Origin of the sequence: Arenimonas sp., from assembly GCF_036275555.1 — a bacterium.
Classification (GTDB): Bacteria; Pseudomonadota; Gammaproteobacteria; order Xanthomonadales; family Xanthomonadaceae; genus Arenimonas.
The window spans coordinates 14,922-36,093 of the sequence record NZ_DASUDO010000031.1 but is presented as its reverse complement, the minus strand read 5'-3'; the positions used below and the strand labels follow the sequence as shown (position 1 = coordinate 36,093).

The following is a 21,172-nucleotide window of genomic DNA, read 5'->3' as shown; positions in this document are numbered from 1 at the left end:
CGTCACCTGCATTCTGGGCCGTAGGGGTCGATTTCGCTGGAGCCGGGTGGCCGCAGCGTGAAGCGTTTGTAGGTCCACTGGTATTGCCTGAAGTCACGCCGGGCGATGGCTTCCACGCCGGCATTCATCGCGGCGGTGGCGGCGGCGATGTCGGCGCCGCCGATCGCGGGGTCGGCAGGCTCGAGGTGCAGCTCGAAGCGGCCATCCCCGCGCCGCTCGGCGTAGGCAAACAGCACCGCCGCCCCGCTGCGCTCGGCCAGCCGCGGCACCAGGCTCAGCGTCAGCGCCGGCTTGCCGAAGAAGGGCGCGAACTCGCCCGCGCCCAGCTTGGGCTGCTGGTCGGGCGTGATGCCGACCACGCCCCCGGCCTTGAGCGCCTTCCACAGCGGGCGCATCGCGTTGCCTTCGGCCGGCACCAGGGTGATGTTCTCGCCGCCGCGGGCCAGGCGCAGGAAGCCGTCGCCAATGCGGCTGTCCGGCACGCGGTACACCAGGGTGAACGGCCCGCGCGCCGCCATCGCCTCGATCACCAGCTCGAGGTTGCCGTAGTGCGGCGCGGCCAGGATCACGCCGCGGCCCGCGGCCAGCGCGGCGGCCAGGTGCGCCTCGCCGGACACGGCCGCCACCAGCGCGAGGTTGTCGGCGCGTGGCCGGGTCCAGATGCGCAGCGTTTCGAAGGCGTTGCGGCCGGTGGCGCGCAGGATGCCGGCCACGGCCTGCTCGCGCGCCACGTCATCCGGCGCCGCGGCGACCAGGCCGAGGTTCCGGCGCGCGACGCGCGCCTCGCGGGTGTCGCGCCAGTGCGCGAACCGGCCGAGCCCGTCGCCCAGCCGCTGCTGCAGGCCCAGCGGCAGCCGCCCCACGCACCACGCGGCGGCGTAAAGCAGGCGGCTGGCGAACGGGATCGGGGGCATGCGCCGAGTGTAAGGGATGCCCGCCGGCGCCCGCGCCCTTACACTCGCGCCATGATCGCCCTCATCCAGCGCGTCACCGAAGCCAGCGTCCGCGTCGACGACGAACTCGTCGGTGCCATCGGCCCGGGCCTGCTCGCGCTGGTCGCGGTCGAGCCGGGGGACGACGAGGCCCGCATCGGGCGCATGGTCGATCGCCTGCTGGGCTACCGCGTGTTCGCCGACGCCGCCGGGCGCATGAACCGCTCGCTGGCCGACACCGGCGGCGGGCTGCTGCTGGTCAGCCAGTTCACCCTCGCCGCCGACACCTCGAGCGGCATGCGCCCCGGCTTCAGCACCGCCGCCACGCCCGAGGCGGCCCGGGCCGGGTTCGATCGCCTGGTCGCCGCTTGCCGGGACCGGCACCCGCGGGTTGAAACCGGGCGCTTTGGCGCCCACATGGTCGTCAGCCTGGTCAATGACGGCCCGGTGACCTTCCGACTGCAGTCCTGAGCCCCTCCGGGGCCTCCCTCTTTCCCCAATTTAATCAACAGGTTATCCACGGGGCGGCGGCACCTGTATACTGCGCGGTTCCATTTTCCCAGTCTCGGGACAGTTTTCATGGCCAACGATCGTCCGGCTCAGCAGTCCGAAATCAAGCAGCTGATCAGCAAGGGCCTCGAGCAGGGTTATCTGACCTATGCCGAGGTCAACGACCACCTGCCCGACGACATCGTCGATGCCGAGCAGCTCGAAGACATCATCGGCATGATCAACGGCATGGGCATCGAGGTGCACGAAGTCGCGCCCGATGCCGAGACCCTGCTGCTGTCCGATTCCTCCTCGCAGCGCGATTCCGACGACACCGCCGCCGAAGAAGCCGCCGCCGCGCTCACCGCGCTCGACAGCGAGGGTGGCCGCACCACCGACCCCGTGCGCATGTACATGCGCGAGATGGGCTCGGTCGAGCTGCTGACCCGCGAGGGCGAGATCGCCATCGCCAAGCGCATCGAGGAAGGCCTGAACCAGGTCCACGCCTCGCTGGCCAGCTTCCCGTGGTCGATCCAGCTGCTGCTCGAGGACTACGACCAGCACCTCGAGGGCAAGAAGCGCCTGAACGAAGTCGTGGTCGGCTTCCTCGACATCGAGGAGCCGGAGGAAGTGATCCCGGTCGCCGCGGTCGAGGAGATCTCCGAGGACGACGACGACGCCGAGGTCGCCGGTGGCGACGAGGAAGAAGCCGCGGTCGACACCGGCCCGGACCCGGCCGAGGTCGGCCGCCGGATGGACACGCTCAAGGGCCTGTACACCAAGTTCCAGAAGACCCACGCCAAGTACGGCGCCGCCGACAAGAAGACCATCAAGGTCCGCGAGGAGATGGCGGCCGAGTTCCTGCGCCTGAAGCTGCCGCTGGCGCTGATGGACGCCTTCGTGCGCAAGCTGCGCGAGGTGGTGAACTCGATCAAGGAGCACGAGCGCCGCATCCTCGACGTCTGCACCCGCAACGCCAAGATGCCGCGCAAGGACTTCCTGCGCGCCTGGCCGGGCAACGAGGTCAACCTCGACTGGGCCGACGACGTCATCCGCCGCAAGCAGAAGTGGTCGTCGGGCATGCGTGAGTTCAAGGACCTGATCGTGGCCGAGCAGCAGAAGCTGGTCGGCATCGAGCAGTCGCTGTGGCTCACCCTGCCGGACATCAAGGAAATCAACCGCGCGATGGCCTACGGCGAGGCCAAGGCCCGCAAGGCCAAGAAGGAAATGGTCGAGGCCAACCTGCGCCTCGTGATCTCCATCGCCAAGAAGTACACCAACCGCGGCCTGCAGTTCCTCGACCTGATCCAGGAGGGCAACATCGGCCTGATGAAGGCCGTGGATAAGTTCGAATACCGCCGCGGCTACAAGTTCTCCACGTACGCCACCTGGTGGATCCGCCAGGCCATCACCCGCTCGATCGCCGACCAGGCGCGCACCATCCGCATCCCGGTGCACATGATCGAGACGATCAACAAGCTCAACCGCATTTCCCGCCAGATGCTGCAGGAAATGGGCCGCGAACCGACCCCGGAAGAGCTGGCGAAGAAGATGGAGATGCCGGAGGACAAGATCCGCAAGGTGCTCAAGATCGCCAAGGAGCCCATCTCGATGGAGACCCCGATCGGCGACGACGAGGACAGCCACCTGGGCGACTTCATCGAGGACACCAGCATCGAGTCCCCGATCGAGGCCACCACCAACCTCGGCCTGATGGAGACCGTGCGCGACGTGCTCGCCGGCCTCACGCCGCGCGAGGCCAAGGTGCTGCGCATGCGCTTCGGCATCGACATGAACACCGACCACACCCTCGAGGAAGTCGGCAAGCAGTTCGACGTCACCCGCGAGCGCATCCGCCAGATCGAGGCCAAGGCCCTGCGCAAGCTGCGCCACCCGACCCGGTCGGAGCAGCTGCGGTCCTTCCTCGACCTCGAATAAGCCGCGGCTAGTGCTAGCATCTGGGGGCCCCGCATCCGCGGGGCCCTTTCGTTTGGGGACCTCGGGATGGCAAGCAACAACAAGCTCACGTGGTGGATCCTGGCGGGCCTGGTGCTCGGCGTGGTCGTCGGCACCACCCTCAACTACACCGTGTCGGACACGGCGCCCTGGGTTTCGGGCTTCGGCGTGGTCACTACCACCTTCCTGCGCCTGATCAAGATGATCATCGGCCCGCTGGTGTTCGCCACCCTGGCGGTGGGCATCGCCAAGATGGGCGACCTGGGCACGGTGGGGCGCGTGGGCATCAAGTCGCTGGCCTGGTTCATGGGTGCCTCGCTGGTGTCGCTGGGCCTGGGCCTGGTGCTGGTGAACCTGCTGCAGCCGGGCGTGAACCTCGGGATCGAGCTGCCCGACATCAGCGCGCGCAGCGACATCGCCGTCACCGGCCTGAGCTTCGCCGAGTTCGTGACGCGCCTGGTGCCGACCAGCATCGCCGATGCGATGGCCCGCAACGAGATCCTGCAGATCGTGGTGTTCTCGGTCTTCTTCGGCGTCGCCGCCTCGGCCGTGGGCGAGAAGGGCAAGGTGCTGGTGGATGCGCTCGAGGGCCTGTCCTACGTGATGCTCAAGGTCACGATGATCGTGATGTGGGCGGCGCCGTTCGCCGTATTCGCCGCGGTGGCGGCGGCCATCGCCAAGAGCGGCCTGGGCGTGCTGGCGGTGTACGGCAAGTTCATGGGCCAGTTCTACCTGGGCATAGCCATCCTCTGGTTCCTGCTGTTCCTGGCCGCGCTGGCGGTGCTGGGCAAGCGCGCGCCGAGGCTGTTCCGGGCGGTGCGCGAGCCGACGCTGCTGGCCTTCGCCACCGCCTCGTCCGAGGCCGCCTACCCCAAGACGCTGGCGCAGCTGGAGAAATTCGGCTGCAGCAACCGCGTTGCTTCGTTCGTGCTGCCGCTGGGCTACTCGTTCAACCTCGATGGCTCGATGATGTACTGCACCTTCGCGGTGATGTTCATCGCCCAGGCCTACGGCATCGACCTCACCCTGGGCCAGCAGCTGGCCATGCTGCTGGTGCTGATGGTCACCTCCAAGGGCATCGCCGGCGTGCCGCGTGCCTCGCTGGTGGTGATCGCGGCCACGCTGGCGCAGTTCAACCTGCCCGAGGCCGGCCTGTTGCTCCTGCTGGGCATCGACCACTTCCTCGACATGGCCCGCTCGGCCACCAACGTCATCGGCAACAGCGTCGCCACGGCGGCGGTGTCACGCTGGGAAGGCCAGCTCCGGCCCGAGGGCGAGCCGGTGCCCGAGGACCTGGCGCACGTGATCGAGCCGGTGCATTCACCCGATCACCGCCCCTAGGCCGCGGGCGGAACCGGGTGCGGCGGGCCCGGCAGCAGGGTTCCGCTGCTGCCGGTGCGCCGTCAGATCACCTCGGCCTCGATGTCGCTGCAGGCGCGACGCGCCATGGCCAGGTTGGCCTTGCTGCGGTCGAGCACGTAGTAGATGAACAGCCCCGGCTTGGCGCTGACCAGGCGGATGATGTGGTAGTGCTTGCCCAGCGAGATCAGGATGTCCTCGATCTTGTCGTTGAGGCCGAGCGCCTTCATCGTCTTGGCTTTCGCCCGCACGACTTCGGTATTGCCGGCGGCGGCAACTTCCAAGTCGACGCCGCTGCCGGCCGAGCCGAGCAGCATGCCGCTGTTGGCATCCACCACCGCGGCGCACATCGCGCCATCGACGTCCAGCAGCTTCTTCAGTGCATCATTGATGTTGGCCATTTTCGAACTCCAGTTGGGTGGAACGGCACCGGGGAGGGAGGGGTCGGCGTGGTGCGGCGCCGATCCGGGGACGGGTCATTCGGCGATCCGGGTGATCGCGGTTCCGGCGTTGCGGGCGGCCCACAGCAGGTGGCCGAGGATCGCCTGCTTGCTGGCGACCACCGCCAGCGAAAGCGGGGGATGCGCCTCGCGCAGCGACAGCAGCAACACGGTGCCGGTGTCGGACTCGATGATCAGGTTGCGCGAGGTGCTCAGGCCCGTTTCGCGGGTGATGGCGTCGGCCAGCGCGGTGATCGAACTGGTCATGGCGGCGACCTTCGCGGCCGCGGCCTCCGCGCCGTGGGCCTGGTAGGTCGCCACTTCGAAGCCGTCGGCGCTGGTCAGCACGGCAAGCTGGATGCCTGGGCTGTTCTCACCCAGCTGCCGCAGTTGCCGCTGGATCGATTCGACGGCGGTCTTGCCGAGGCGGTGCAGGGCTTTCATCGGTGGCTTTCCTCGGTGGGCGCGACTTCAATCAGGTTCACGAGTGCTTCCATGAGCAGCAGCACGTCATCGCGCTGGCGCACGTCCACGCTGAACACCGGCAGCGCCAGGCGGTCGATGCGGAGGCGGCGCAGCACGTCGGCGGGCTTGAGGCTGCCCGGCGCCTCCGTGCGGCCCAGGCCGATCACCAGCCGCCCTTCGCGTGCCTGGGCATCGAAGCTGGCCAGGTAGGTGTCCAGCTCGGTCAGCGCCGTTACGCGCGAGGCATCGAGCAGGAGGATCACGCCCAGCGCGCCGGTGCCCAAGATCTGCCACATGAAGTTGAAGCGGTCCTGGCCGGGCGTGCCGTACAGGCGCACCACCAGGCCGTCGTCGAGCTGGATCTGCCCGAAATCGAGCGCCACCGTCGTGGTGTCCTTGTCGGCGCTGGCGCGGTCGGCGTTGTGCACTTCGGTCGCGACCGGCGCGGTGTCGCTGAGCGCGGCGATGGCCGTGGTCTTGCCCGCGCCCATCGGGCCGGTGAACACGATCTTGATTTCCCTGCCTTCGTACATGGCCGCTCCTCAGTGGTCCGTCGCCGCAAGCCCGAGCTTGCCGCGCAGCTTCGACATCAATCCCGTCATGAAGCCCGCGGGCCTGGGCGGGGCAATCGTTTCGCGCTCCGGCCGGTGTTCCGGCTTGAGCAGGCCGGAGGCCGCGCAGGCGTTGAGGTAGCGGTTCACCGCCAGCCGGCCCGCTTCGTCGCCCTGGCCCACCAGCGCCACCAGTTCATCGCGCGTGCGCGCCTCCGCCGTCATCAGCGCACTCATCCGCAGGTGCAGTCGTTCCGGTCGGATCCGGCCGAAGTCAGGCCAGAGGCGCAGCCGGTACGGCGTGTCGGATTCAAGCGTGGCGCTGAGCTGGCCGCGCCCCGAGTTAAGGCCGATCTGCCAAAGCAGCTGGAAGCCGTCCTGCCGCGGCAAGGAAGCCGGCGGCGGGTCGCAGGGTTCCAGCGGTGCCTGCGGTACGTCGCCGCGACGGATCGCGGCAATGGCACCCGGGCTGGCGGCGAACTCGCGCAGGTCGTCCCGCACGCAAATGGATTCGCCCTCGGCGACGTCCACCTTCCACCAGCGACCGCTGCCGCTCTGCAGCGACAGCGCGTGCAGCGCATCGAACAGCGCCCAGCTGGGATGGCTCAACGGCGGCGCGGCGGGCGCGGCCGGATCCGCGACCGGGCCGTCCAGCTCCAACTCCTGCATCAGGCCCAGCACCTGGAAGACGCGGAAGGGATAGTCGAGCTGCAGCCGGAAGCCGGCGGCGTCGTCGTCGCTGCGCTTGACGTGCACCACCTGCCGGACGCTGGCCGGCACGCTGATCGCGCCGCCGGCGGCGGCCCCCATGAACAGGACTTCGGCCTTGCTGGCGTCCGCCTGCACCCACTGCGAACTCACGCGTCCGCGGAGCACGTCCATCATGCAGCGCAGCGCGGTGCCGGCGTCGCCGTCGAGGCCCGCGAGGGCGTAGGTCCGAAGCTTTCCGCTGGCAGCTGCCGTGTGTTGCATGGGGGGCGTCCGGGGTTCGACGGAACCCACTCTGCTCCCGGACCACGGTGGCGCACATCGGGGTGATGCTGGAAAGCGGTGCGGGGGGTTTACGCGATCAACGATCGGTGCGGCCCCGGGCCCGCTAGGTGAATCCCCTAGGCGCGCCCTTCGCGCGCCACCCAAAGCGTGGCGTAGCGCACAAGTTGCAGCGCGCAGCCGAGTTCCAGCTTGCGCTGGAGATTGCCGCGATGGGCTTCGACGGTCTTGACGCTGCGGTGCATGCGCGCCGCGATCTGCTGGGTCGTGAGGCCTTCGCCGATCAGGCGCAGCACCTCGGCCTCGCGCGGACTGAGCGAGGCTTCGCCGGTGGCGCGTTCGGCGCGATGCCCGGCCATCGCCGACAGCATCTTCGTCTGCACCTGCGGGCTGACCACGATGTCGCCGCGGGCCACGCTGAGCACCGATTCGACCAGGCGATCGGGCGCGGATTCCTTCATCACGTAACCGCGCGCACCGGCGCGAAGCGCGCGCTCGGCATGCAGCGATTCGTCGAAGACCGACAGCACCAGGCAGCGGGTCGGCATCGCCGCGTCCTTGAACCGCGCCACCAGGTCCAAGCCTGATTCGCGCCCCAGCGACAAGTCGACGATGGCGACGTCCGGCGGGCAGGCGCTGGCGGCCGTCAGGGCCGAGCCGATGTCGGCCGCCTCCTGCACCCGGGCATCCGGGATCTGGGAGGTGAGCAGGTAGCGCACGCCTTGGCGCACGACCGGGTGGTCATCGACGACGAGGATGTTCATGGCGGGGAATCCATCGGGGGCTGGGGCGGGAAGAGCGAGGGGGCGAGCACGCTGGCTTGCGGGAACCGGGCGACGACGTGGGTCCAGCCTTTGCGCCGCGCGATCCGGAGGCGGCCGCCGAGATGGCGCGCGCGCAGCCGCATGCTGTGCAGGCCGATGCCACCCGGGCCGGGCTCGGCGCGACGCGGCGGAACAGCGAAGCCGCGGCCGTCGTCGCTGACCGCGAGGCGCAGGTGGGCGCCGCGCAGGGCCAGCGTCACCCGCACCGTGCGGCAGGCGCCGTGGCGGGTGGCGTTGTTGAGCGCTTCCTGGCAGATGCGGAAGATCTGTCGCGCGGCATCGGCGCTGGCGCTTTCGCTCGACGCCCGTGCGGCGGGCTCGATGGCGAGCTGGCAGGAGAGGCCGTACATCCGCTCGGCGTCCGCGCAGAGTCGGTCGAGTGTCGAGATCACGTCGCCTTTCTCGAGCTCGGTCGGGCTGAGCTGGCGCGACAGCGTGCGCACGTCCTCGACGCAGCGCCCCAGGATCACCTTGATCCACTCCGCGTCGGCCGCCGCATCGGCATTGATGCCGCCGAGCTTGCTGGCAAGCGCCTTGGCGAGGAAGGCCGCACCGGCCAGCTCCTGGCCCAGGCCGTCGTGCAGCTCGCGGCCGATGCGTTCCTGCTCCTGTTCCGCGACCGAGATCAGCGCATGTTCCAGCCGCCGGCCGGACAGCGCGATGCTGGCTTGGCCGGACTCGGCGGCGATCGATGAAGCGCGCAGGGGCATGGGGCGCGGACCTGGGTGGGGTATGCGCTGGTGTAGATCAATTTCATGTCGCCAGGAAGCGCGGGAGCGTGGAGACGTGGCGCCGGTCACGGATTTGCCGCTCGTCGCGGATGGGCGGGCGCAGGCGCCGCCGGTCGCCCCGGGCGCGCGGCGCGGGGCGGGTCACGCGTTACAATCCGGGCCGCGGGGCCTATAGCTCAATGGTCAGAGCACGGGACTCATAATCCCTTGGTTCCAGGTTCGAGTCCTGGTGGGCCCACCACTCTGCCGCATTCCGGTCATGCACGCCCGCTACGCTGCCGGGCTGCATCCCGAGGAAGCCCCGTCATGACCGCCACCCTGCGCGCCAGCCTGCTGGCGTCCTCCCTCGCCATCCTCCTGGCCGCCTGCTCCGGGCCGGCCAACGCGCCTGGCGCCGACGCGCCCGCGGAGGCCGCCGCGCCGGCCGCGCCCGCCCCGACCGACGAAGCGGGCCTGCGCAAGGCCGTGCGCGAGGCGACCTCCGCCCAGCGGGTGTACGCGCCGGCCGGCGACAACGCCATCGAGTACTACCTGGCGCTGCGCGACCTGCGCCCCGAAGACCCGGCGGTCGCCACCGCGCTGATGGAGCTTCTGCCCTACGCCGTCATCGGCAGCGAGCAGGCCGTTGGCCGCGAGGACTTCACCGAGGCGCGGCGATTGCTGGGCCTGATCGAACGCGCGGACGCCAGTGCTCCCGCGCTCTCGCGCCTGCGTGAAAGCATCACCGCTGCCGAGGCCAGCGCCGCGCGCCGGCTGATCGCCGAGGCCGAGGCCGCCAAGCTGCGCCAGCAGCAGGCCGCGGAGCAGGCGGCCGCGGAAGAACGCGAGCGCCAGCTGGCCGGGCAGGTCGTACGCCCAACGCCTGCACCGACGACCGCTGCGTCCCCTGCGGCGGCGTCTGCCGCGGCGGTGCCGCCGCCCACGGCGGCGCCGGCCGTTCCCCGGGTTTCGGCGAATGGCATCGGGACTGAAGTCCCTCCCACCCGAGGGGCGGCGCCAGCCCCGGCGGAGCCGCGCCTGATCAGCGCGCCGCCGCCGCGCTATCCGCTCACGGCGATGCGGCGCAAGCTCGAAGGGCAGGTGACGCTCGAGTTCACGGTGCAGCCCGACGGCAGCGTGTCGTCCCCGCGCGTGGTCAGCGCCACGCCGGAAGGCGTGTTCGACGAAGCCGCGCTGGTGGCGGTCTCGCGCTGGCGCTTCGAGCCGCTGCCGCGCGCGGTGACCACGCGAAGGCAGCTGCAGTTCAAGCCCTGAGCCCGGTGGTAAGGTTTCCTGACCTCAATTCAGGAACACCAGGGTGGACGGGTTGCCGGCGGCGGTGCAGAAGTATCGGGCGGAGTACCGGGCGACGGAAATCCCCGCGCGCTACCGCGGGACGGCGCATGCGCTGTTCACCTTCGGCGCGGTGCCATTGTTGCTGGCGGCTTGCCTGCTGCCGCTTGAGGCCGTGTCGTGGCGGGAGTGGCTGGTGGTGCCGGCCGCGCTGGTCTACGCGAACCTGGTCGAGTACGTCGGCCACCGCTGGCCCATGCACCGGCCCTTCCCCGGTCTCGGCCTGGTCTACAGGCGCCACGCCGGCCAGCACCACCGCTTCTTCACCCACGAGGCCATGCCGGTCGAATCGCGCCGCGACTTCCGGGCGCTGCTGTTCCCGCCGGTGCTGGTGGTGTTCTTCTTCGGCGGCTTCGCGGCGCCGGTGTGGTTCCTGCTCGAGGCCTTCGTGTCGGCCAACGTGGCCTGGCTGTTCGTGGCCACCGGCATCGCGTATTACCTCAACTACGAGGTGCTGCACACCGCCTACCACCTGCCGGAGAGCCACTGGCTGGCGCGCGTCGGGCTGGTGCGGCGGCTGCGCTGGCTGCACCAGGCGCACCACGACCCGCGGCTGATGGCCAGCCGCAACTTCAACATCACCTATCCGCTGGGCGACTGGCTGTTCGGGACCCTTCACCGCCGTCGGCCTGGGCCGAACGCTTGAGCTCGAGCTTGGCAATCGTTGCGTTGTGCACTTCGTCCGGACCATCCGCCATCCGCAGCGAGCGCGCGGCCACGTAGAACTGCGCCAGCGGGAAATCGTCGCTGACGCCGGCGCCGCCGTGGGCCTGGATCGCCCAGTCCACGATCTGTTGCGCCATCTTCGGCGCGACCACCTTGATCATCGCGATCTCGCGGCGGGCGACCTTGTTGCCCACCATGTCCATCGCCTGCGCGGCCTTGAGCGTCAGCAGGCGCGCCTGCTCGATCAGGCAGCGCGACTCGGCGATGCGCTCGTGCCACACCGAGTACTCGCCGATCGGCCGGCCGAAGGCCACGCGCGTGCGGACGCGCCGGCACATCAGCTCCAGCGCGCGCTCGGCCAGCCCGATCAGCCGCATGCAGTGGTGGATGCGGCCCGGACCCAGCCGGCCCTGCGCGATCTCGAAGCCGCGGCCTTCGCCGAGCAGCAGGTTCGAGGCCGGCACGCGCACGCCCTCGAGCGCGATGTCCATGTGACCGTGCGGCGCCTCGTCGTAGCCGAACACGGTGAGCGGCCGGATCACGCGGATGCCCGGCGCGTTCGCCGGCACCAGGATCATCGACTGCTGCTGGTGCACCTCGGCGGCCGGGTCGGTCTTGCCCATCACGATGAACAGCTCGCAGCGCGGATCGCCTGCACCCGAGGACCACCACTTGTGCCCGTCGATCACGTAGTCGTCGCCGTCGCGGCGGATCGCGCACTGGATGTTGGTGGCATCCGACGAAGCCACGTCCGGCTCGGTCATCAGGAAGGCGGAGCGGATGCGGCCTGCGAGCAGCGGGTCGAGCCAGCGTGCCTTCTGTTCTTCGGTGCCGTAGCGCTCCAGCGTTTCCATGTTGCCGGTGTCCGGCGCCGAGCAGTTGAACACCTCGGGCGCCCAGGGCACGCGGCCCATTACCTCGCACAGCGGCGCGTACTCGAGGTTCGACAGCCCCTCCGGCGCGCGTTCGGAGCGGGGCAGGAACAGGTTCCAGAAGCCGCGCTCGCGCGCCAGCGGCTTGAGCTCCTCGATCACCGGGTTCGGCACCCAGGGGTTGCCGGCGGCGCGCGCCCTGTCGGCTTCGGCCCGGTAGCGGGCTTCGTTCGGATAGATATGCGCGTCGAAGAAATCGCCCAGGTCGCGCAGCATCGCCTGCACGCGCGGGGAATAGTTGAAGTCCATGGCCGTCCTGCGGAGTCGGGGATTCGCCAGGCCCGGCGGGGGCTTGCGGCGACTGCGGCCAGCCTAGGCCGCGCGGGCGAAGGCTGGCAAGGCCGTCCCGGCTTGACATGCAAATGCGAACCATTATCATCAAGTCCGCACCCCGTCCCGGAGCCCGCCATGAACCTGCCGCCCTTGCCCGCCCAGGCCCACGCGCCGACCGCCGAATCCCTCGCCAGCGAGCTGCCGCTCGCCTTCGACAGCCGCGAACTGCTGCGCGGCGTCCGCGAAGTGCTGATCCGCCACGCCGGCCAGGTCTACCGCCTGCGCCACACCCGCAACGACAAGCTGATCCTGGTGAAGTGAGGCCGGGCCGCGCGCGCTGGGCATAATGGCGCGTCCCGCCACCGCCCGAAGCGCACCGATGACCCTGCTCGAAACCGTCGAACACCAGACCGGCCCCGATCCGCGCTGGTCCATCCTCTGGCTGCACGGCCTCGGCGCCGATGGCCACGACTTCGCGCCGATCGTGCCGGAGCTGCTGCGTGCGGGCTGGCCCGCGCTGCGCTTCGTGTTCCCGCATGCGCCGGTGCGCGCGGTGACGATCAACAACGGCGCCCGCATGCGCGCCTGGTACGACATCCGCAACCTGCAGATCGACCAGCGCGCCGACGAGCAGGGCGTGCGCGAGTCCATCGCCCAGGTCGAGGCGCTGATCGCCCGCGAGGTCGAGCGCGGCGTGCCGCCCGAGCGCATCCTGCTGGCCGGCTTCTCGCAGGGCGGCGCCATCGCGCTGGCCGCGGGCGTGCGCCGCGAGGCCGCGCTGGGCGGCCTCGTCGCGCTGTCCACCTACCTGCCGATGGCCAGCACCACCGCCGCCGAGGCCACCAAGGCGGGGCTGGGCACGCCGGTCTTCATGGCCCACGGCGTGCACGATCCGGTGGTGCCCGAATCCCTGGGCCAGCGCAGCCGCGTGGCGCTGGAATCCCTGGGCATGGCCATCGACTGGCACGCCTATCCGATGCCGCACAGCGTCTGCGCCGAGGAGATCCGCGACCTCGGCGACTGGATGCACCAGCGCTTCCTCGCGGGCTGAACGCGGCGCGGGCCTCGGGCATACTGCCCGCATGAAGCTCCTGCTCGTCGACGACGAACCGCTGGCCCGGCAACGCCTGGCCGCGCTGCTGCGCGAGCTCGGCGGCCAGGACGTGGTGGGCGAGGCCGGCAACGGCCGCGAGGCAGTCGAAATGGCCGAAGCCCTCGGCGCCGAGTGCGTGCTGATGGACATCGCCATGCCGGTGATGGACGGGCTCGAGGCCGCGCACCACCTGGCCGGCCTGCCGGCGCCGCCCGCCGTCGTCTTCTGCACCGCCTTCGACCAGCACGCGCTGGCCGCCTTCGAGGCCGCCGCGGTGGATTACCTGGTCAAGCCCGTGCGCCGCGAACGCCTGGCGGAAGCGCTCGAGCGCTCCCGCCGCCAGCTGGCCGCGCGCGAACCCACGCGCCAGCTGCCGGCCGACGCCCAGCGCCGCCGCAGCCATCTCAGCGCGCGCCTGCGCGGCAGCCTGCGCCTGATCCCGGTCGAGGATATCCACTACCTGCAGGCCGAAGAGAAATACGTCGTCGTGCACCACGCCCGCGGCGAGGACCTGATCGAGGAATCGCTCAAGTCGCTCGAGGCCGAGTTCGCCGACCGCTTCCTGCGCATCCACCGCAACTGCCTGGTCGCCAACGACGAGTTCGCCGAACTGCGCCGTTCGCCCGACGGACAGGTGCACGCCATCCTTCGCAATTCCAAGACCCCGCTCGAAGTCAGCCGGCGCTGCCTGCCGCTGCTGCGCGAGCGGCTCAAGCATCTCTGAGGGGAGAGACCCGATGCCGACCATCCGCCTGGCCACCCGCGAAAGCGCGCTGGCGCTGTGGCAAACCAACCACGTCGCCGACCGCCTGCGCGCCGTGCATCCCGGGCTCGAGGTCGTGCTGGTGCCGATGACCACGCGCGGCGACCAGGCCATCGACCAGCCGCTGGTCGAGATCGGCGGCAAGGGCCTGTTCCTGAAGGAGCTCGAGGTGGCGATGCTGGAAGGGCGCGCCGACGCCGCCGTGCATTCGCTCAAGGACGTGCCGATGGAGCTCGACGGCCCGTTCGAGCTGCCGGCCATCCTCGAGCGCGCCGATCCCTTCGATGCCTTCGTGTCGGTGAAGTACGCCGCCTTCGAGGAGCTTCCCTTCGGCGCGCGCGTCGGCACGTCTTCGCTGCGCCGCCAGGCGCTGCTGCGCGCGCACCGCCCCGACCTGGTGCTGGTGGACCTGCGCGGCAACGTCAACACGCGCCTGGCCAAGCTCGACGCCGGCGACTACGACGCCATCGTGCTGGCCTGCGCCGGCCTCGAGCGCCTGGGCATGGGCGAGCGCATCCGCGAACGGCTGTCCGCGCCGCGCTTCATCCCGGCCGCCGCGCAGGGCGCCGTGGTCATCGAGTGCCGCCAGGGCGACGCCGCCGTCCGCGACCTCGTGGCCGTGCTCGACCACGCCGAAACCCGCGCCTGCGTCAGCGCCGAGCGCGCCATGACCCGCGCGCTGGGCGGCAGCTGCCACGTGCCCATCGCCGCCTTCGCCACGCTCAACAAGGACCGGATGTCGCTCGAAGGCCTCGTGGGCGACGCCAAGACCGGCCAGACCGTCCGCGGCTATGCCAGCGGCCCGATGTCCGAACCGGACAAGCTGGGTACCCAGGTCGCCGACATGCTCGTCGCCCGCGGCGCCGACGCGCTGCTGCCCTGAACCTGTAGGAGGGCCTTCAGGCCCGAAGCTTTTCGCCAAAAAGCCTCGGGCCTGAAGGCCCTCCTACCGGTTGGGGCTAGTAGTACAGCGTCACGACGTGGCGGGCCTGGGCGAAGAACAGCCAGCGCTCCACCGCCGCGCCCAACATCGCCGAGACCGCGGCGAGGCCCATCGGCCAGGCCGCATTGGCGTGCGGCAGCAGCCAGACCGGCAGTGCGCACAGCGCCGGCACGACCGCGAACAGCAGCACCGCGATGACCCGCAGCCGCCGCGCGTGCTTGCGCGCCAGCACATGGCCCATTTCGGTCGTGAGGTAGTTGGCCTCGGTGTGCGGCCGCTCGAACACCGACGCCACGCGGTCGGGCGGCAGCCCCAGCGCCGAGGCGCGCGTGGCCGGCAGCGGATCGCCATCGATCGCGCGCCAGTAGCCGTGCTTGAGCCACGCCAGCAGCGCCGACGAGAAAATGATGGCCAGTCCGCCCAGGTTCCAAAGGTCGCTGAACGCCGCCAGCAGCCAGGCCAGCAGGATGCCGCCGGTATGCAGCGCGAACAGCAGGTAGACCGGCACGACCCGCCGGTTCGACCAGGCCGGAATCGGCGTCAGCGAGGCGTAGATCATCGCCGTGCAGGCCACCGTGGCCAGCGAGAGCAGGGCAAGCAGGAGCAGCAGCGTCGGCCCCATCGTCTTGAGCACGTGCGAGCCGGTGAGCGCGCCGACCAGCAGGGCCACGAACGGCAGGTAGCAGGCCAGCGCCAGCACGCCCTCGCGCGACAGCCAGCTGCTGCGCCACTGGCTGAAGGCGCGCCACGCGCGCAGCGGCTTGCCCAGGTGCAGGGTGGAGCTGAGCAGGCCGGCGGTGACCAGCACGAAGCCGAGCAACATCGCGATGCCGTGCCCCGCCAGGCCTTCCTTCCCGGGCGGGAAACCCCATAGCGCGAGTGCCGCCCAGAACCAGAGCCCGTAGCCGGCGCCGGAAAGCGTGGTGAAGAAGATGACGGAAAAGGCCGGATGCATGTCAGCGACTCAGCGCGCGGTCGAGCCAGCGCAGCAGCGGGTTGAGTTTCGTGGTGTCCAGGGTTTCCTCCGGCGTGGCCTGCGCCTCGCCGGGCGGGCCGGCGCGGCGCGCGCGCTGCGGCAGGTAGCGGTTCACCGGCGCGTAGCCAAGCTCCGGCATCAGCGCCACGCCGCCGCGCTCGACCACCAGCTTCGAGACGGCCGAATCGGGATCGCCCAGGTCGCCGAAATGGCGCGCCTTGGTCGGGCAGGCCTGCACGCAGGCCGGCTGGCGCGAGGCCTCGGGGATGGTCTCGTTGTAGATGCGGTCCACGCACAGCGTGCATTTCTTCATGACCCCTTCGACCGCGCTGTACTCGCGCGCGCCGTAGGGGCAGGCCCAGCTGCAGAGTTTGCAGCCGATGCACTTGTCCTCGTCCACCAGCACGATGCCGTCCTCCACGCGCTTGTAGCTGGCGCCGGTGGGGCAGACGGTGACGCAGGCCGGCGTCTCGCAGTGCAGGCAGCTGCGCGGGAAGTGCAGGGTGGTGGCGGGCTGGGCCGGCGTGGCGGCCACTTCGTAGGAATGCACGCGGTTGAACCAGACGCCGCTCGGATCCTTGCCGTACGGCTGCTCGTCGGTGAGCGGCCCGGCGATGCCGCCGGCGTTCCACTCCTTGCACGACACGGCGCAGGCGTGGCAACCGACGCAGGTGTCGAGGTCGATCACCAGGCCGAGCTTGACCTTCGAGGGAGGCGGGAGTGTCGTCATGGCGTCGGCGTAAAGGGCCAGATCATCGGGATCATGATGATGCCGATGACCCAGAACAGCAGGTTGAGGGGAATGCCGACCTTCATGAAGTCGGTGAAGCGGTAGTTGCCGATGCTGTAGACCATGGTGTTGGTCTGGTAGCCGACCGGCGTCGAGAAGCTGGTGGACGCCGCGAAGGTGACGGCGACCAGGAAGGGCGTCGGGCTCAGGCCCATCGAGATCGCCGCGGAGACGGCGATCGGCACCAGCAGCACCGCGGCCGCGGCGTTGCTCATCAGCTCGCTCAGCACCAGCGCCATCAGGTACACCACCGCCAGCACGACCACCGGGTTCATGCCCTCCATGCGGCCGATGGTGTTGCTGGCCAGGATGTCGGCGGCGCCGGACTGCTGCAGCGCGATGCCCAGCGGCAGCACGCCGGCCAGCAGCACGATGATCCGCCAGTCGATGGCCTCGTAGGCCTCCTCCGGCTCCAGGCACTTGGTGACGACCAGCGCGACGCAGCCGATCAGCGCGGAAATGACGATCGGCATCAGGCCGAGGCCCGAGGAGACGATGACCGCGGCCATGATCAGCAGTGCCAGCGGCGCGCGCCGGCGCGAGTGGGCTTCGTCCTCGCGCTCGGTCACGACCACCAGGTTCGGGTTTCGGCGCAGCGACGGCAGCTCGTCGCGCGGCGCCAGGATCAGCAGCACGTCGCCCACGTTCAGCGTCACCTCGCGGATCTTCTCGCGCAGCACCTCGCCGCGGCGATGGATGGCCAGCACGGTGGCGTTGTAGTGCCAGCGGAAGTCCAGCTCGCGCAGGGTCTCGCCGGCGAAGCGGGAGTTCGGCGCCACCATCACCTCGACCAGCGACTGCGAGTCACCGGCGAACTTCTCGTCGCGCAGCTTGAACTCCGGCTCGATCTCCAGCTTCATCTGGTCCTTGAGCTCGCTCAGCCGGCTCCAGTCGCCGCGCGCCAGCAGCACGTCGCCCACCTGCAGCACTTCGGCGCGGGGCGACCACACCTCTTCCTTGCCGCGGATCAGTTCGAGCACGTAGACGCTGAATTTCTCGGCGAGCTTGCTCTGGGCGACCGACTGGCCGATCAGCGGCGAACCGTCCATCACGCGCAGTTCGGTGATGTACTTGCCCAGCTCGTAGGTTTCGGTGATCTCGGTGGCCGCACGGTCGGGCAGCAGCCAGCGACCCACCGTCATCAGGTAGACGATGCCGGCCACCGTGCAGGCCACGCCGAGCGCGGTGAACTCGAACAGGCTGAAGCCGGGCTGGCCCAGGTCCTTGGCCAGCGAGTTCACCAGCAGGTTGGTGGAGGTGCCGATGAGCGTGCAGACGCCGCCCATCTGCGCGGCGTACGAGAGCGGGATCAGGTATTTCGACGGCGACAGGTTCTTGGCGGCCGTCGCCGCCAGCACGATCGGCAGGAACACCGCGACGGCGGCCGTGTTGTTGACGAACGCCGACACCGTCGCGATCGTGAGCATCACCGCCAGCCCGAACGCCCAGGGCCAGCGGATGCGCGCGAACAGCAGGCCCAGAGAGCGCAGCGCGCCGGTCCGCTGCAGCCCGGCGCTGAGCACGAACATCGCCGCGACGGTGATGGTGGCTTCATTGGCGAAGCCCGAGATCGCCACGTCGGGACCCACCACGCCCAGCAGCACCAGCGCCGACAGCGCCAGGATCGCGACGATGTCCACCGACAGCTTCTCGCTGACGAACAGCGCCACCGCGCCCGCCATCACGCACAGCGTGAGGATGGCGTCCCAGCCCATCAGCGCGGGCTCCTGAAGCCGGCGCCGTAGCGCAGCGGGCGGTCGTCATCGGGCCCGGCGCCCAGCGGCGGGAACTGCGGCAGGCTGGCCTCGTGCGCGCCGGCCTTGTGCAGGCGCACGCGCAGGTCGAACCAGGCGGCCTGGCCGGTCACCGGGTCGGCATTGGCGTAGTCGCCGCCGGGCAACTGGTCGGAGATCAGGTGGTTGAGCAGGAAGCCCTTGCGCGATTCCGGCGCATCCGGCGACAGCTTCCAGGCGCCCCGGCGCTTGCCGATCGCGTTCCACGTCCACACCGTGTCGGGCTGCACGTTGCCGGCCAGGCGGCACTGCACGGTGATGCGGCCGTGGTGCGAATCCACGTGCACCCAGTCGTCGTCCACCAGCCCGTGCCGCGCCGCGGTGTCGGGATGCAGGTACAGGAAGTTGCGCGCCGTGATCTGCCGCAGCCACGCGTTCTGCGAGCCCCAGGCGTGGTACATGAACGGCGGGCGCTGGGTGACGGCGCTCAGCGGGTAGTGCTGCAGGTCGAGGCGCGCGCCTTCGAAGGGTTCGTACCAGGTCGGCAGCGGGTCGAAGTAGCGGGCCACGCGTTCGCGCTCGGCCTGCGGCGGCTGCACCGGGCCGTGGCCCTGCGCCGCGAGCCGGAACTTCTGCAGCGTCTCGGAATACAGCTGCAGCACCACCGGCTCGGCCTTGGCGATGAAGCCCATCTGCTGCGACCACTGCAGGTAGTCGCGGTTGGCCATCTTGAAGTAGCGGCCCGCGGCCGGCACCGGCGCTTCCCAGAAGCCGCCGTGGCGGCGGTAGTGCTCGAGCTGGTCGGGATTCGGCGGGCCCTTGCCGTGCTGGCTGCCGTCGCCGCGCCAGCCGGCGAGCAGGCCGACGCCGGGCGCGCGCTCGTGGTTGACGATGTAGTCGGCGTAGTCGGCGTAGCGCGGCGTGCCGTCCTCCTTGAGCAGCGCCGGCAGGCCGATGCGCGCGCCGAGGTCGAGCAGCACCGACTGGAAGCCGCGCACGTCGCGGCCCTCGCGCTGCGTCGCCGCGTCGAGCACCGGGTGGCGGATGGCATCGGCGGCGTGGTCGGCGTCGGAGATCGGCCGGTCGAGCAGCGAGATCGCGTCGAAGCGCTCGAGGTAGGTGGTGTCGGGCAGCACCAGGTCGGCATAGGCCACCATCTCGCTGGAATACGCGTCCGAGTAGATGATCTTCGGGATGCGGTACTCGCCGCTGGCGTCCTTGTCGGTCAGCCACTGCTGGGTCTCGGCGGTGTTCATGGCCGAGTTCCAGCTCATGTTGGCCATGAACAGGAACAGCACGTCCACCGGTTTCGGATCGGCCGCCCAGGCATTGCGGATGACGGTGTGCAGCATGCCGTGCACGGCCAGCGGGTAGCGCCAGGAATAGGCGTGGTCCAGCCGGCGCGGCTGGCCGTGGGCATCCACCAGCAGGTCCTCGGGGCCGTGGATGAAGCCCAGCGGGGGCGCGTCGAGCGCACCGTTCGGCTGGCGCGCCTTGCCTGGCCGGTTCGCCGGCGGGATCGGCCGCGGGAACGGCGGCTGGTAGCGGAAGCTGCCCGGCGTATCCACCGCGCCCAGCAGCAGCTGCAGCAGGTGCAGGGCGCGGCAGGTGTGGAAGCCGTTGCTGTGCGCGCTGATGCCGCGCATGGCGTGGAAGGACACCGGGCGGCCGACCATCCTCTCGTGGCGCACGCCGTGGCTGTCGGTCCAGGGCTGCTCGATCACGCAGGGCGCGTCGAAGGCCGCGGCCGCGAGCTCCTTCGCGATGCGGCGGATGGTGGCGGCGGGCACGCCGCAGCGCTCGGCCACGGCGTCGGGGGCGTATTGCGGGTCGAGGTAGCGTTCGGCGACGAGGTGGAACACGGGCACGGCGCGGCGGCCGTCGGGGAGGGTGAACTCGCCGACGATGGCGGGGGTGATGCCGGTGGATTCGGCGGGGGTGGGGCGCCCCTCTCCCCAACCCCTCTCCCCCGAGGGGAGAGGGGCTTTTGACTCCCTCTCCCTTTGGGGGAGAGGGTTGGGGAGAGGGGGGCTTTTCCCGCGCGCCCAACACAAGGCCTTGCCCTCGCCATCCCGCGCGAACAACCCGTCATCCGCCCCACCCGGATTGCGAACGACCAGCCAATGCGCATTCGTGCAGCGCACCAGGTAATCCAGGTCGACCTTGTCCGCCTTCAACAGTTCATGGACCAGCGCGAACGCAAACAACCCGTCGGTCCCCGGCCGGATCCCGATCCACTCATCCGCGATCGCGCCATACCCCGTGCGCACCGGATTGACCGCCACCACCTTGGCGCCGCGGCCCTTGAGCTTGCCCAGGCCCAGCTTGATCGGGTTCGAGTCGTGGTCCTCGGCCACGCCCCACAGCATCAGGTACTTCGAGTGCTCCCAGTCCGGCTCGCCGAACTCCCAGAAGCTGCCGCCCAGCGTGTACAGCCCGCCCGCGGCCATGTTCACCGAGCAGAAGCCGCCGTGCGCGGCGTAGTTGATGGTGCCGTACTGCTGCGCCCACCAGCCCGTGAGCGCCTGCGACTGGTCGCGGCCGGTGAAGAAGGCCAGGCGGTCGGGGTCGCGCTCGCGGGTCTCGCGCAGCCAGCCGGCCGCCAGCGCCAGCGCCTCGTCCCATTCGATCTCGCGGAACTTGCCCTCGCCGCGCTCGCCCACGCGCAGCAGCGGCTTGTCCAGCCGCGCCGGCGAGTAGTGCTGCATGATGCCGGCCGAGCCCTTGGCGCAGAGCACGCCGCGGTTCACCGGGTGGTCGGGGTTGCCCTCGATGTAGCGCACTTTTCCGTCGCGCAGGTGCACGTTGATGCCGCAGCGGCAGGCGCACATGTAGCACGTGGTCTGTTTGACCGCGTCGCCGACGGGCGTTTGCAGTTCGAGCACGGGATCGGACATGGGGCCATTGTGCCGGTCGCGGCCGTCCGCGGCGAGG

21 protein-coding genes and 1 tRNA gene are annotated in these 21,172 nt (G+C 70.2%); 10 read left to right on the top strand and 12 right to left on the bottom strand.

What is annotated here, in order from left to right; all coding sequences use genetic code 11:
• Positions 1–2: 2 nt before the first annotated feature.
• A complete protein-coding gene (locus VFV21_RS08025; protein ID WP_329668912.1) occupies positions 3–914 on the bottom strand; it encodes a lipid A biosynthesis lauroyl acyltransferase in 912 nt (303 codons plus the stop codon).
• A 51-nt stretch (positions 915–965) separates the two neighbouring features.
• Between VFV21_RS08025 and dtd the strand changes: the two genes are divergently transcribed.
• The 3 genes from dtd (at position 966) to VFV21_RS08010 (ending at position 4,718) form a co-directional block, all read left to right on the top strand.
• Entirely contained in the window at positions 966–1,403 is a 438-nt protein-coding gene (gene dtd, locus VFV21_RS08020) for a D-aminoacyl-tRNA deacylase (protein WP_329668911.1), read from the top strand.
• A gap of 108 nt (positions 1,404–1,511) precedes the next feature.
• On the top strand, positions 1,512–3,359 hold the full coding sequence (gene rpoD / locus VFV21_RS08015; protein ID WP_329668910.1) for an RNA polymerase sigma factor RpoD: 1,848 nt from the start codon (positions 1,512–1,514) through the stop codon (positions 3,357–3,359).
• Positions 3,360–3,425: 66 nt separating this feature from the next.
• Positions 3,426–4,718, top strand: coding sequence for a dicarboxylate/amino acid:cation symporter (locus VFV21_RS08010; RefSeq protein WP_329668909.1), 1,293 nt, complete (start codon positions 3,426–3,428; stop codon positions 4,716–4,718).
• Between the two features lie 62 nt (positions 4,719–4,780).
• Here the strand turns inward: VFV21_RS08010 and VFV21_RS08005 are convergent, their stop codons facing one another.
• The 6 genes from VFV21_RS08005 to VFV21_RS07980 all read right to left on the bottom strand — a co-directional run bounded on the left by VFV21_RS08005 (position 4,781) and on the right by VFV21_RS07980 (position 8,716).
• Entirely contained in the window at positions 4,781–5,137 is a 357-nt protein-coding gene (locus VFV21_RS08005; protein WP_329668908.1) for a hypothetical protein, read from the bottom strand.
• 75 nt (positions 5,138–5,212) lie between these two features.
• Positions 5,213–5,620 (bottom strand): roadblock/LC7 domain-containing protein, encoded by a 408-nt coding sequence (locus VFV21_RS08000; RefSeq protein ID WP_329668907.1) that lies wholly within the window; start codon positions 5,618–5,620, stop codon positions 5,213–5,215.
• Complete coding sequence (locus VFV21_RS07995; protein ID WP_329668906.1) at positions 5,617–6,174, bottom strand: GTP-binding protein; 558 nt, start codon at positions 6,172–6,174, stop codon at positions 5,617–5,619. The genes VFV21_RS08000 and VFV21_RS07995 overlap by 4 nt, the downstream gene beginning before the upstream one ends.
• Positions 6,175–6,183: 9 nt before the next feature.
• Positions 6,184–7,164, bottom strand: coding sequence for a hypothetical protein (locus tag VFV21_RS07990; RefSeq protein WP_329668905.1), 981 nt, complete (start codon positions 7,162–7,164; stop codon positions 6,184–6,186).
• Between the two features lie 137 nt (positions 7,165–7,301).
• Positions 7,302–7,946 (bottom strand): response regulator transcription factor, encoded by a 645-nt coding sequence (locus VFV21_RS07985; RefSeq protein ID WP_329668904.1) that lies wholly within the window; start codon positions 7,944–7,946, stop codon positions 7,302–7,304.
• Positions 7,943–8,716, bottom strand: a complete 774-nt coding sequence (locus VFV21_RS07980; protein WP_329668903.1) for a sensor histidine kinase — start codon at positions 8,714–8,716, stop codon at positions 7,943–7,945. Before VFV21_RS07980 ends, VFV21_RS07985 begins: the two co-directional genes overlap by 4 nt.
• A 186-nt stretch (positions 8,717–8,902) precedes the next feature.
• On the opposite strand from VFV21_RS07980, the gene VFV21_RS07975 reads away from it, so the two are divergent.
• The 3 genes from VFV21_RS07975 (at position 8,903) to VFV21_RS07965 (ending at position 10,715) form a co-directional block, all read left to right on the top strand.
• A tRNA-Ile gene (locus VFV21_RS07975) sits at positions 8,903–8,978 on the top strand.
• Positions 8,979–9,043: 65 nt separating this feature from the next.
• The gene (locus VFV21_RS07970; RefSeq protein ID WP_329668902.1) at positions 9,044–9,991 is read left to right on the top strand and encodes an energy transducer TonB; all 948 of its coding nucleotides are present in this window, start codon (positions 9,044–9,046) and stop codon (positions 9,989–9,991) included.
• Between the two features lie 43 nt (positions 9,992–10,034).
• Positions 10,035–10,715 carry a hypothetical protein gene (locus VFV21_RS07965; RefSeq protein ID WP_329668901.1) on the top strand — a complete coding sequence of 227 codons (681 nt, stop codon included), beginning with the start codon at positions 10,035–10,037 and terminating at the stop codon, positions 10,713–10,715.
• Here VFV21_RS07965 and VFV21_RS07960 read toward each other — a convergent pair.
• The gene (locus tag VFV21_RS07960; RefSeq protein ID WP_329668900.1) at positions 10,648–11,916 is read right to left on the bottom strand and encodes an acyl-CoA dehydrogenase family protein; all 1,269 of its coding nucleotides are present in this window, start codon (positions 11,914–11,916) and stop codon (positions 10,648–10,650) included. The two genes, VFV21_RS07965 and VFV21_RS07960, sit on opposite strands and share 68 nt — an antisense overlap.
• A 159-nt stretch (positions 11,917–12,075) precedes the next feature.
• Between VFV21_RS07960 and hemP the strand changes: the two genes are divergently transcribed.
• From hemP to hemC, 4 genes are read left to right on the top strand one after another with little or no spacing between them, the layout of a single operon-like run.
• The gene (hemP, locus tag VFV21_RS07955) at positions 12,076–12,261 is read left to right on the top strand and encodes a hemin uptake protein HemP (RefSeq protein ID WP_329668899.1); all 186 of its coding nucleotides are present in this window, start codon (positions 12,076–12,078) and stop codon (positions 12,259–12,261) included.
• A 58-nt stretch (positions 12,262–12,319) separates the two neighbouring features.
• The gene (locus VFV21_RS07950) at positions 12,320–12,991 is read left to right on the top strand and encodes an alpha/beta hydrolase (protein WP_329668898.1); all 672 of its coding nucleotides are present in this window, start codon (positions 12,320–12,322) and stop codon (positions 12,989–12,991) included.
• Positions 12,992–13,022: 31 nt separating this feature from the next.
• Positions 13,023–13,757 (top strand): LytTR family DNA-binding domain-containing protein, encoded by a 735-nt coding sequence (locus tag VFV21_RS07945; protein WP_329668897.1) that lies wholly within the window; start codon positions 13,023–13,025, stop codon positions 13,755–13,757.
• 13 nt (positions 13,758–13,770) lie between these two features.
• Positions 13,771–14,679 (top strand): hydroxymethylbilane synthase, encoded by a 909-nt coding sequence (gene hemC, locus VFV21_RS07940; RefSeq protein WP_329668896.1) that lies wholly within the window; start codon positions 13,771–13,773, stop codon positions 14,677–14,679.
• Positions 14,680–14,755: 76 nt separating this feature from the next.
• Here hemC and VFV21_RS07935 read toward each other — a convergent pair whose 3' ends face one another.
• The 4 genes from VFV21_RS07935 to VFV21_RS07920 are packed head-to-tail and all read right to left on the bottom strand — an operon-like array spanning position 14,756 to position 21,135.
• The gene (locus tag VFV21_RS07935; RefSeq protein WP_329668895.1) at positions 14,756–15,694 is read right to left on the bottom strand and encodes a dimethyl sulfoxide reductase anchor subunit family protein; all 939 of its coding nucleotides are present in this window, start codon (positions 15,692–15,694) and stop codon (positions 14,756–14,758) included.
• A gap of 1 nt (position 15,695) precedes the next feature.
• Positions 15,696–16,445, bottom strand: coding sequence for a 4Fe-4S dicluster domain-containing protein (locus tag VFV21_RS07930; RefSeq protein ID WP_329668894.1), 750 nt, complete (start codon positions 16,443–16,445; stop codon positions 15,696–15,698).
• Positions 16,442–18,220, bottom strand: coding sequence for an SLC13 family permease (locus VFV21_RS07925; RefSeq protein ID WP_329668893.1), 1,779 nt, complete (start codon positions 18,218–18,220; stop codon positions 16,442–16,444). The genes VFV21_RS07930 and VFV21_RS07925 overlap by 4 nt, the downstream gene beginning before the upstream one ends.
• Positions 18,220–21,135, bottom strand: coding sequence for a molybdopterin oxidoreductase family protein (locus VFV21_RS07920; protein ID WP_329668892.1), 2,916 nt, complete (start codon positions 21,133–21,135; stop codon positions 18,220–18,222). The genes VFV21_RS07925 and VFV21_RS07920 overlap by 1 nt, the downstream gene beginning before the upstream one ends.
• Positions 21,136–21,172 lie beyond the last annotated feature (37 nt).

Coding starts and splice junctions, on each gene's coding strand:
- VFV21_RS08025 (WP_329668912.1), bottom strand. CDS start 914: ATGCCCCCGATCCCGTTCGCCAGCCGCCTGCTTTACGCCGCCGCGTGG.
- dtd (WP_329668911.1), top strand. CDS start 966: ATGATCGCCCTCATCCAGCGCGTCACCGAAGCCAGCGTCCGCGTCGAC.
- rpoD (WP_329668910.1), top strand. CDS start 1,512: ATGGCCAACGATCGTCCGGCTCAGCAGTCCGAAATCAAGCAGCTGATC.
- VFV21_RS08010 (WP_329668909.1), top strand. CDS start 3,426: ATGGCAAGCAACAACAAGCTCACGTGGTGGATCCTGGCGGGCCTGGTG.
- VFV21_RS08005 (WP_329668908.1), bottom strand. CDS start 5,137: ATGGCCAACATCAATGATGCACTGAAGAAGCTGCTGGACGTCGATGGC.
- VFV21_RS08000 (WP_329668907.1), bottom strand. CDS start 5,620: ATGAAAGCCCTGCACCGCCTCGGCAAGACCGCCGTCGAATCGATCCAG.
- VFV21_RS07995 (WP_329668906.1), bottom strand. CDS start 6,174: ATGTACGAAGGCAGGGAAATCAAGATCGTGTTCACCGGCCCGATGGGC.
- VFV21_RS07990 (WP_329668905.1), bottom strand. CDS start 7,164: ATGCAACACACGGCAGCTGCCAGCGGAAAGCTTCGGACCTACGCCCTC.
- VFV21_RS07985 (WP_329668904.1), bottom strand. CDS start 7,946: ATGAACATCCTCGTCGTCGATGACCACCCGGTCGTGCGCCAAGGCGTG.
- VFV21_RS07980 (WP_329668903.1), bottom strand. CDS start 8,716: ATGCCCCTGCGCGCTTCATCGATCGCCGCCGAGTCCGGCCAAGCCAGC.
- VFV21_RS07970 (WP_329668902.1), top strand. CDS start 9,044: ATGACCGCCACCCTGCGCGCCAGCCTGCTGGCGTCCTCCCTCGCCATC.
- VFV21_RS07960 (WP_329668900.1), bottom strand. CDS start 11,916: ATGGACTTCAACTATTCCCCGCGCGTGCAGGCGATGCTGCGCGACCTG.
- hemP (WP_329668899.1), top strand. CDS start 12,076: ATGAACCTGCCGCCCTTGCCCGCCCAGGCCCACGCGCCGACCGCCGAA.
- VFV21_RS07950 (WP_329668898.1), top strand. CDS start 12,320: ATGACCCTGCTCGAAACCGTCGAACACCAGACCGGCCCCGATCCGCGC.
- VFV21_RS07945 (WP_329668897.1), top strand. CDS start 13,023: ATGAAGCTCCTGCTCGTCGACGACGAACCGCTGGCCCGGCAACGCCTG.
- hemC (WP_329668896.1), top strand. CDS start 13,771: ATGCCGACCATCCGCCTGGCCACCCGCGAAAGCGCGCTGGCGCTGTGG.
- VFV21_RS07935 (WP_329668895.1), bottom strand. CDS start 15,694: ATGCATCCGGCCTTTTCCGTCATCTTCTTCACCACGCTTTCCGGCGCC.
- VFV21_RS07930 (WP_329668894.1), bottom strand. CDS start 16,445: ATGACGACACTCCCGCCTCCCTCGAAGGTCAAGCTCGGCCTGGTGATC.
- VFV21_RS07925 (WP_329668893.1), bottom strand. CDS start 18,220: ATGGGCTGGGACGCCATCCTCACGCTGTGCGTGATGGCGGGCGCGGTG.
- VFV21_RS07920 (WP_329668892.1), bottom strand. CDS start 21,135: ATGTCCGATCCCGTGCTCGAACTGCAAACGCCCGTCGGCGACGCGGTC.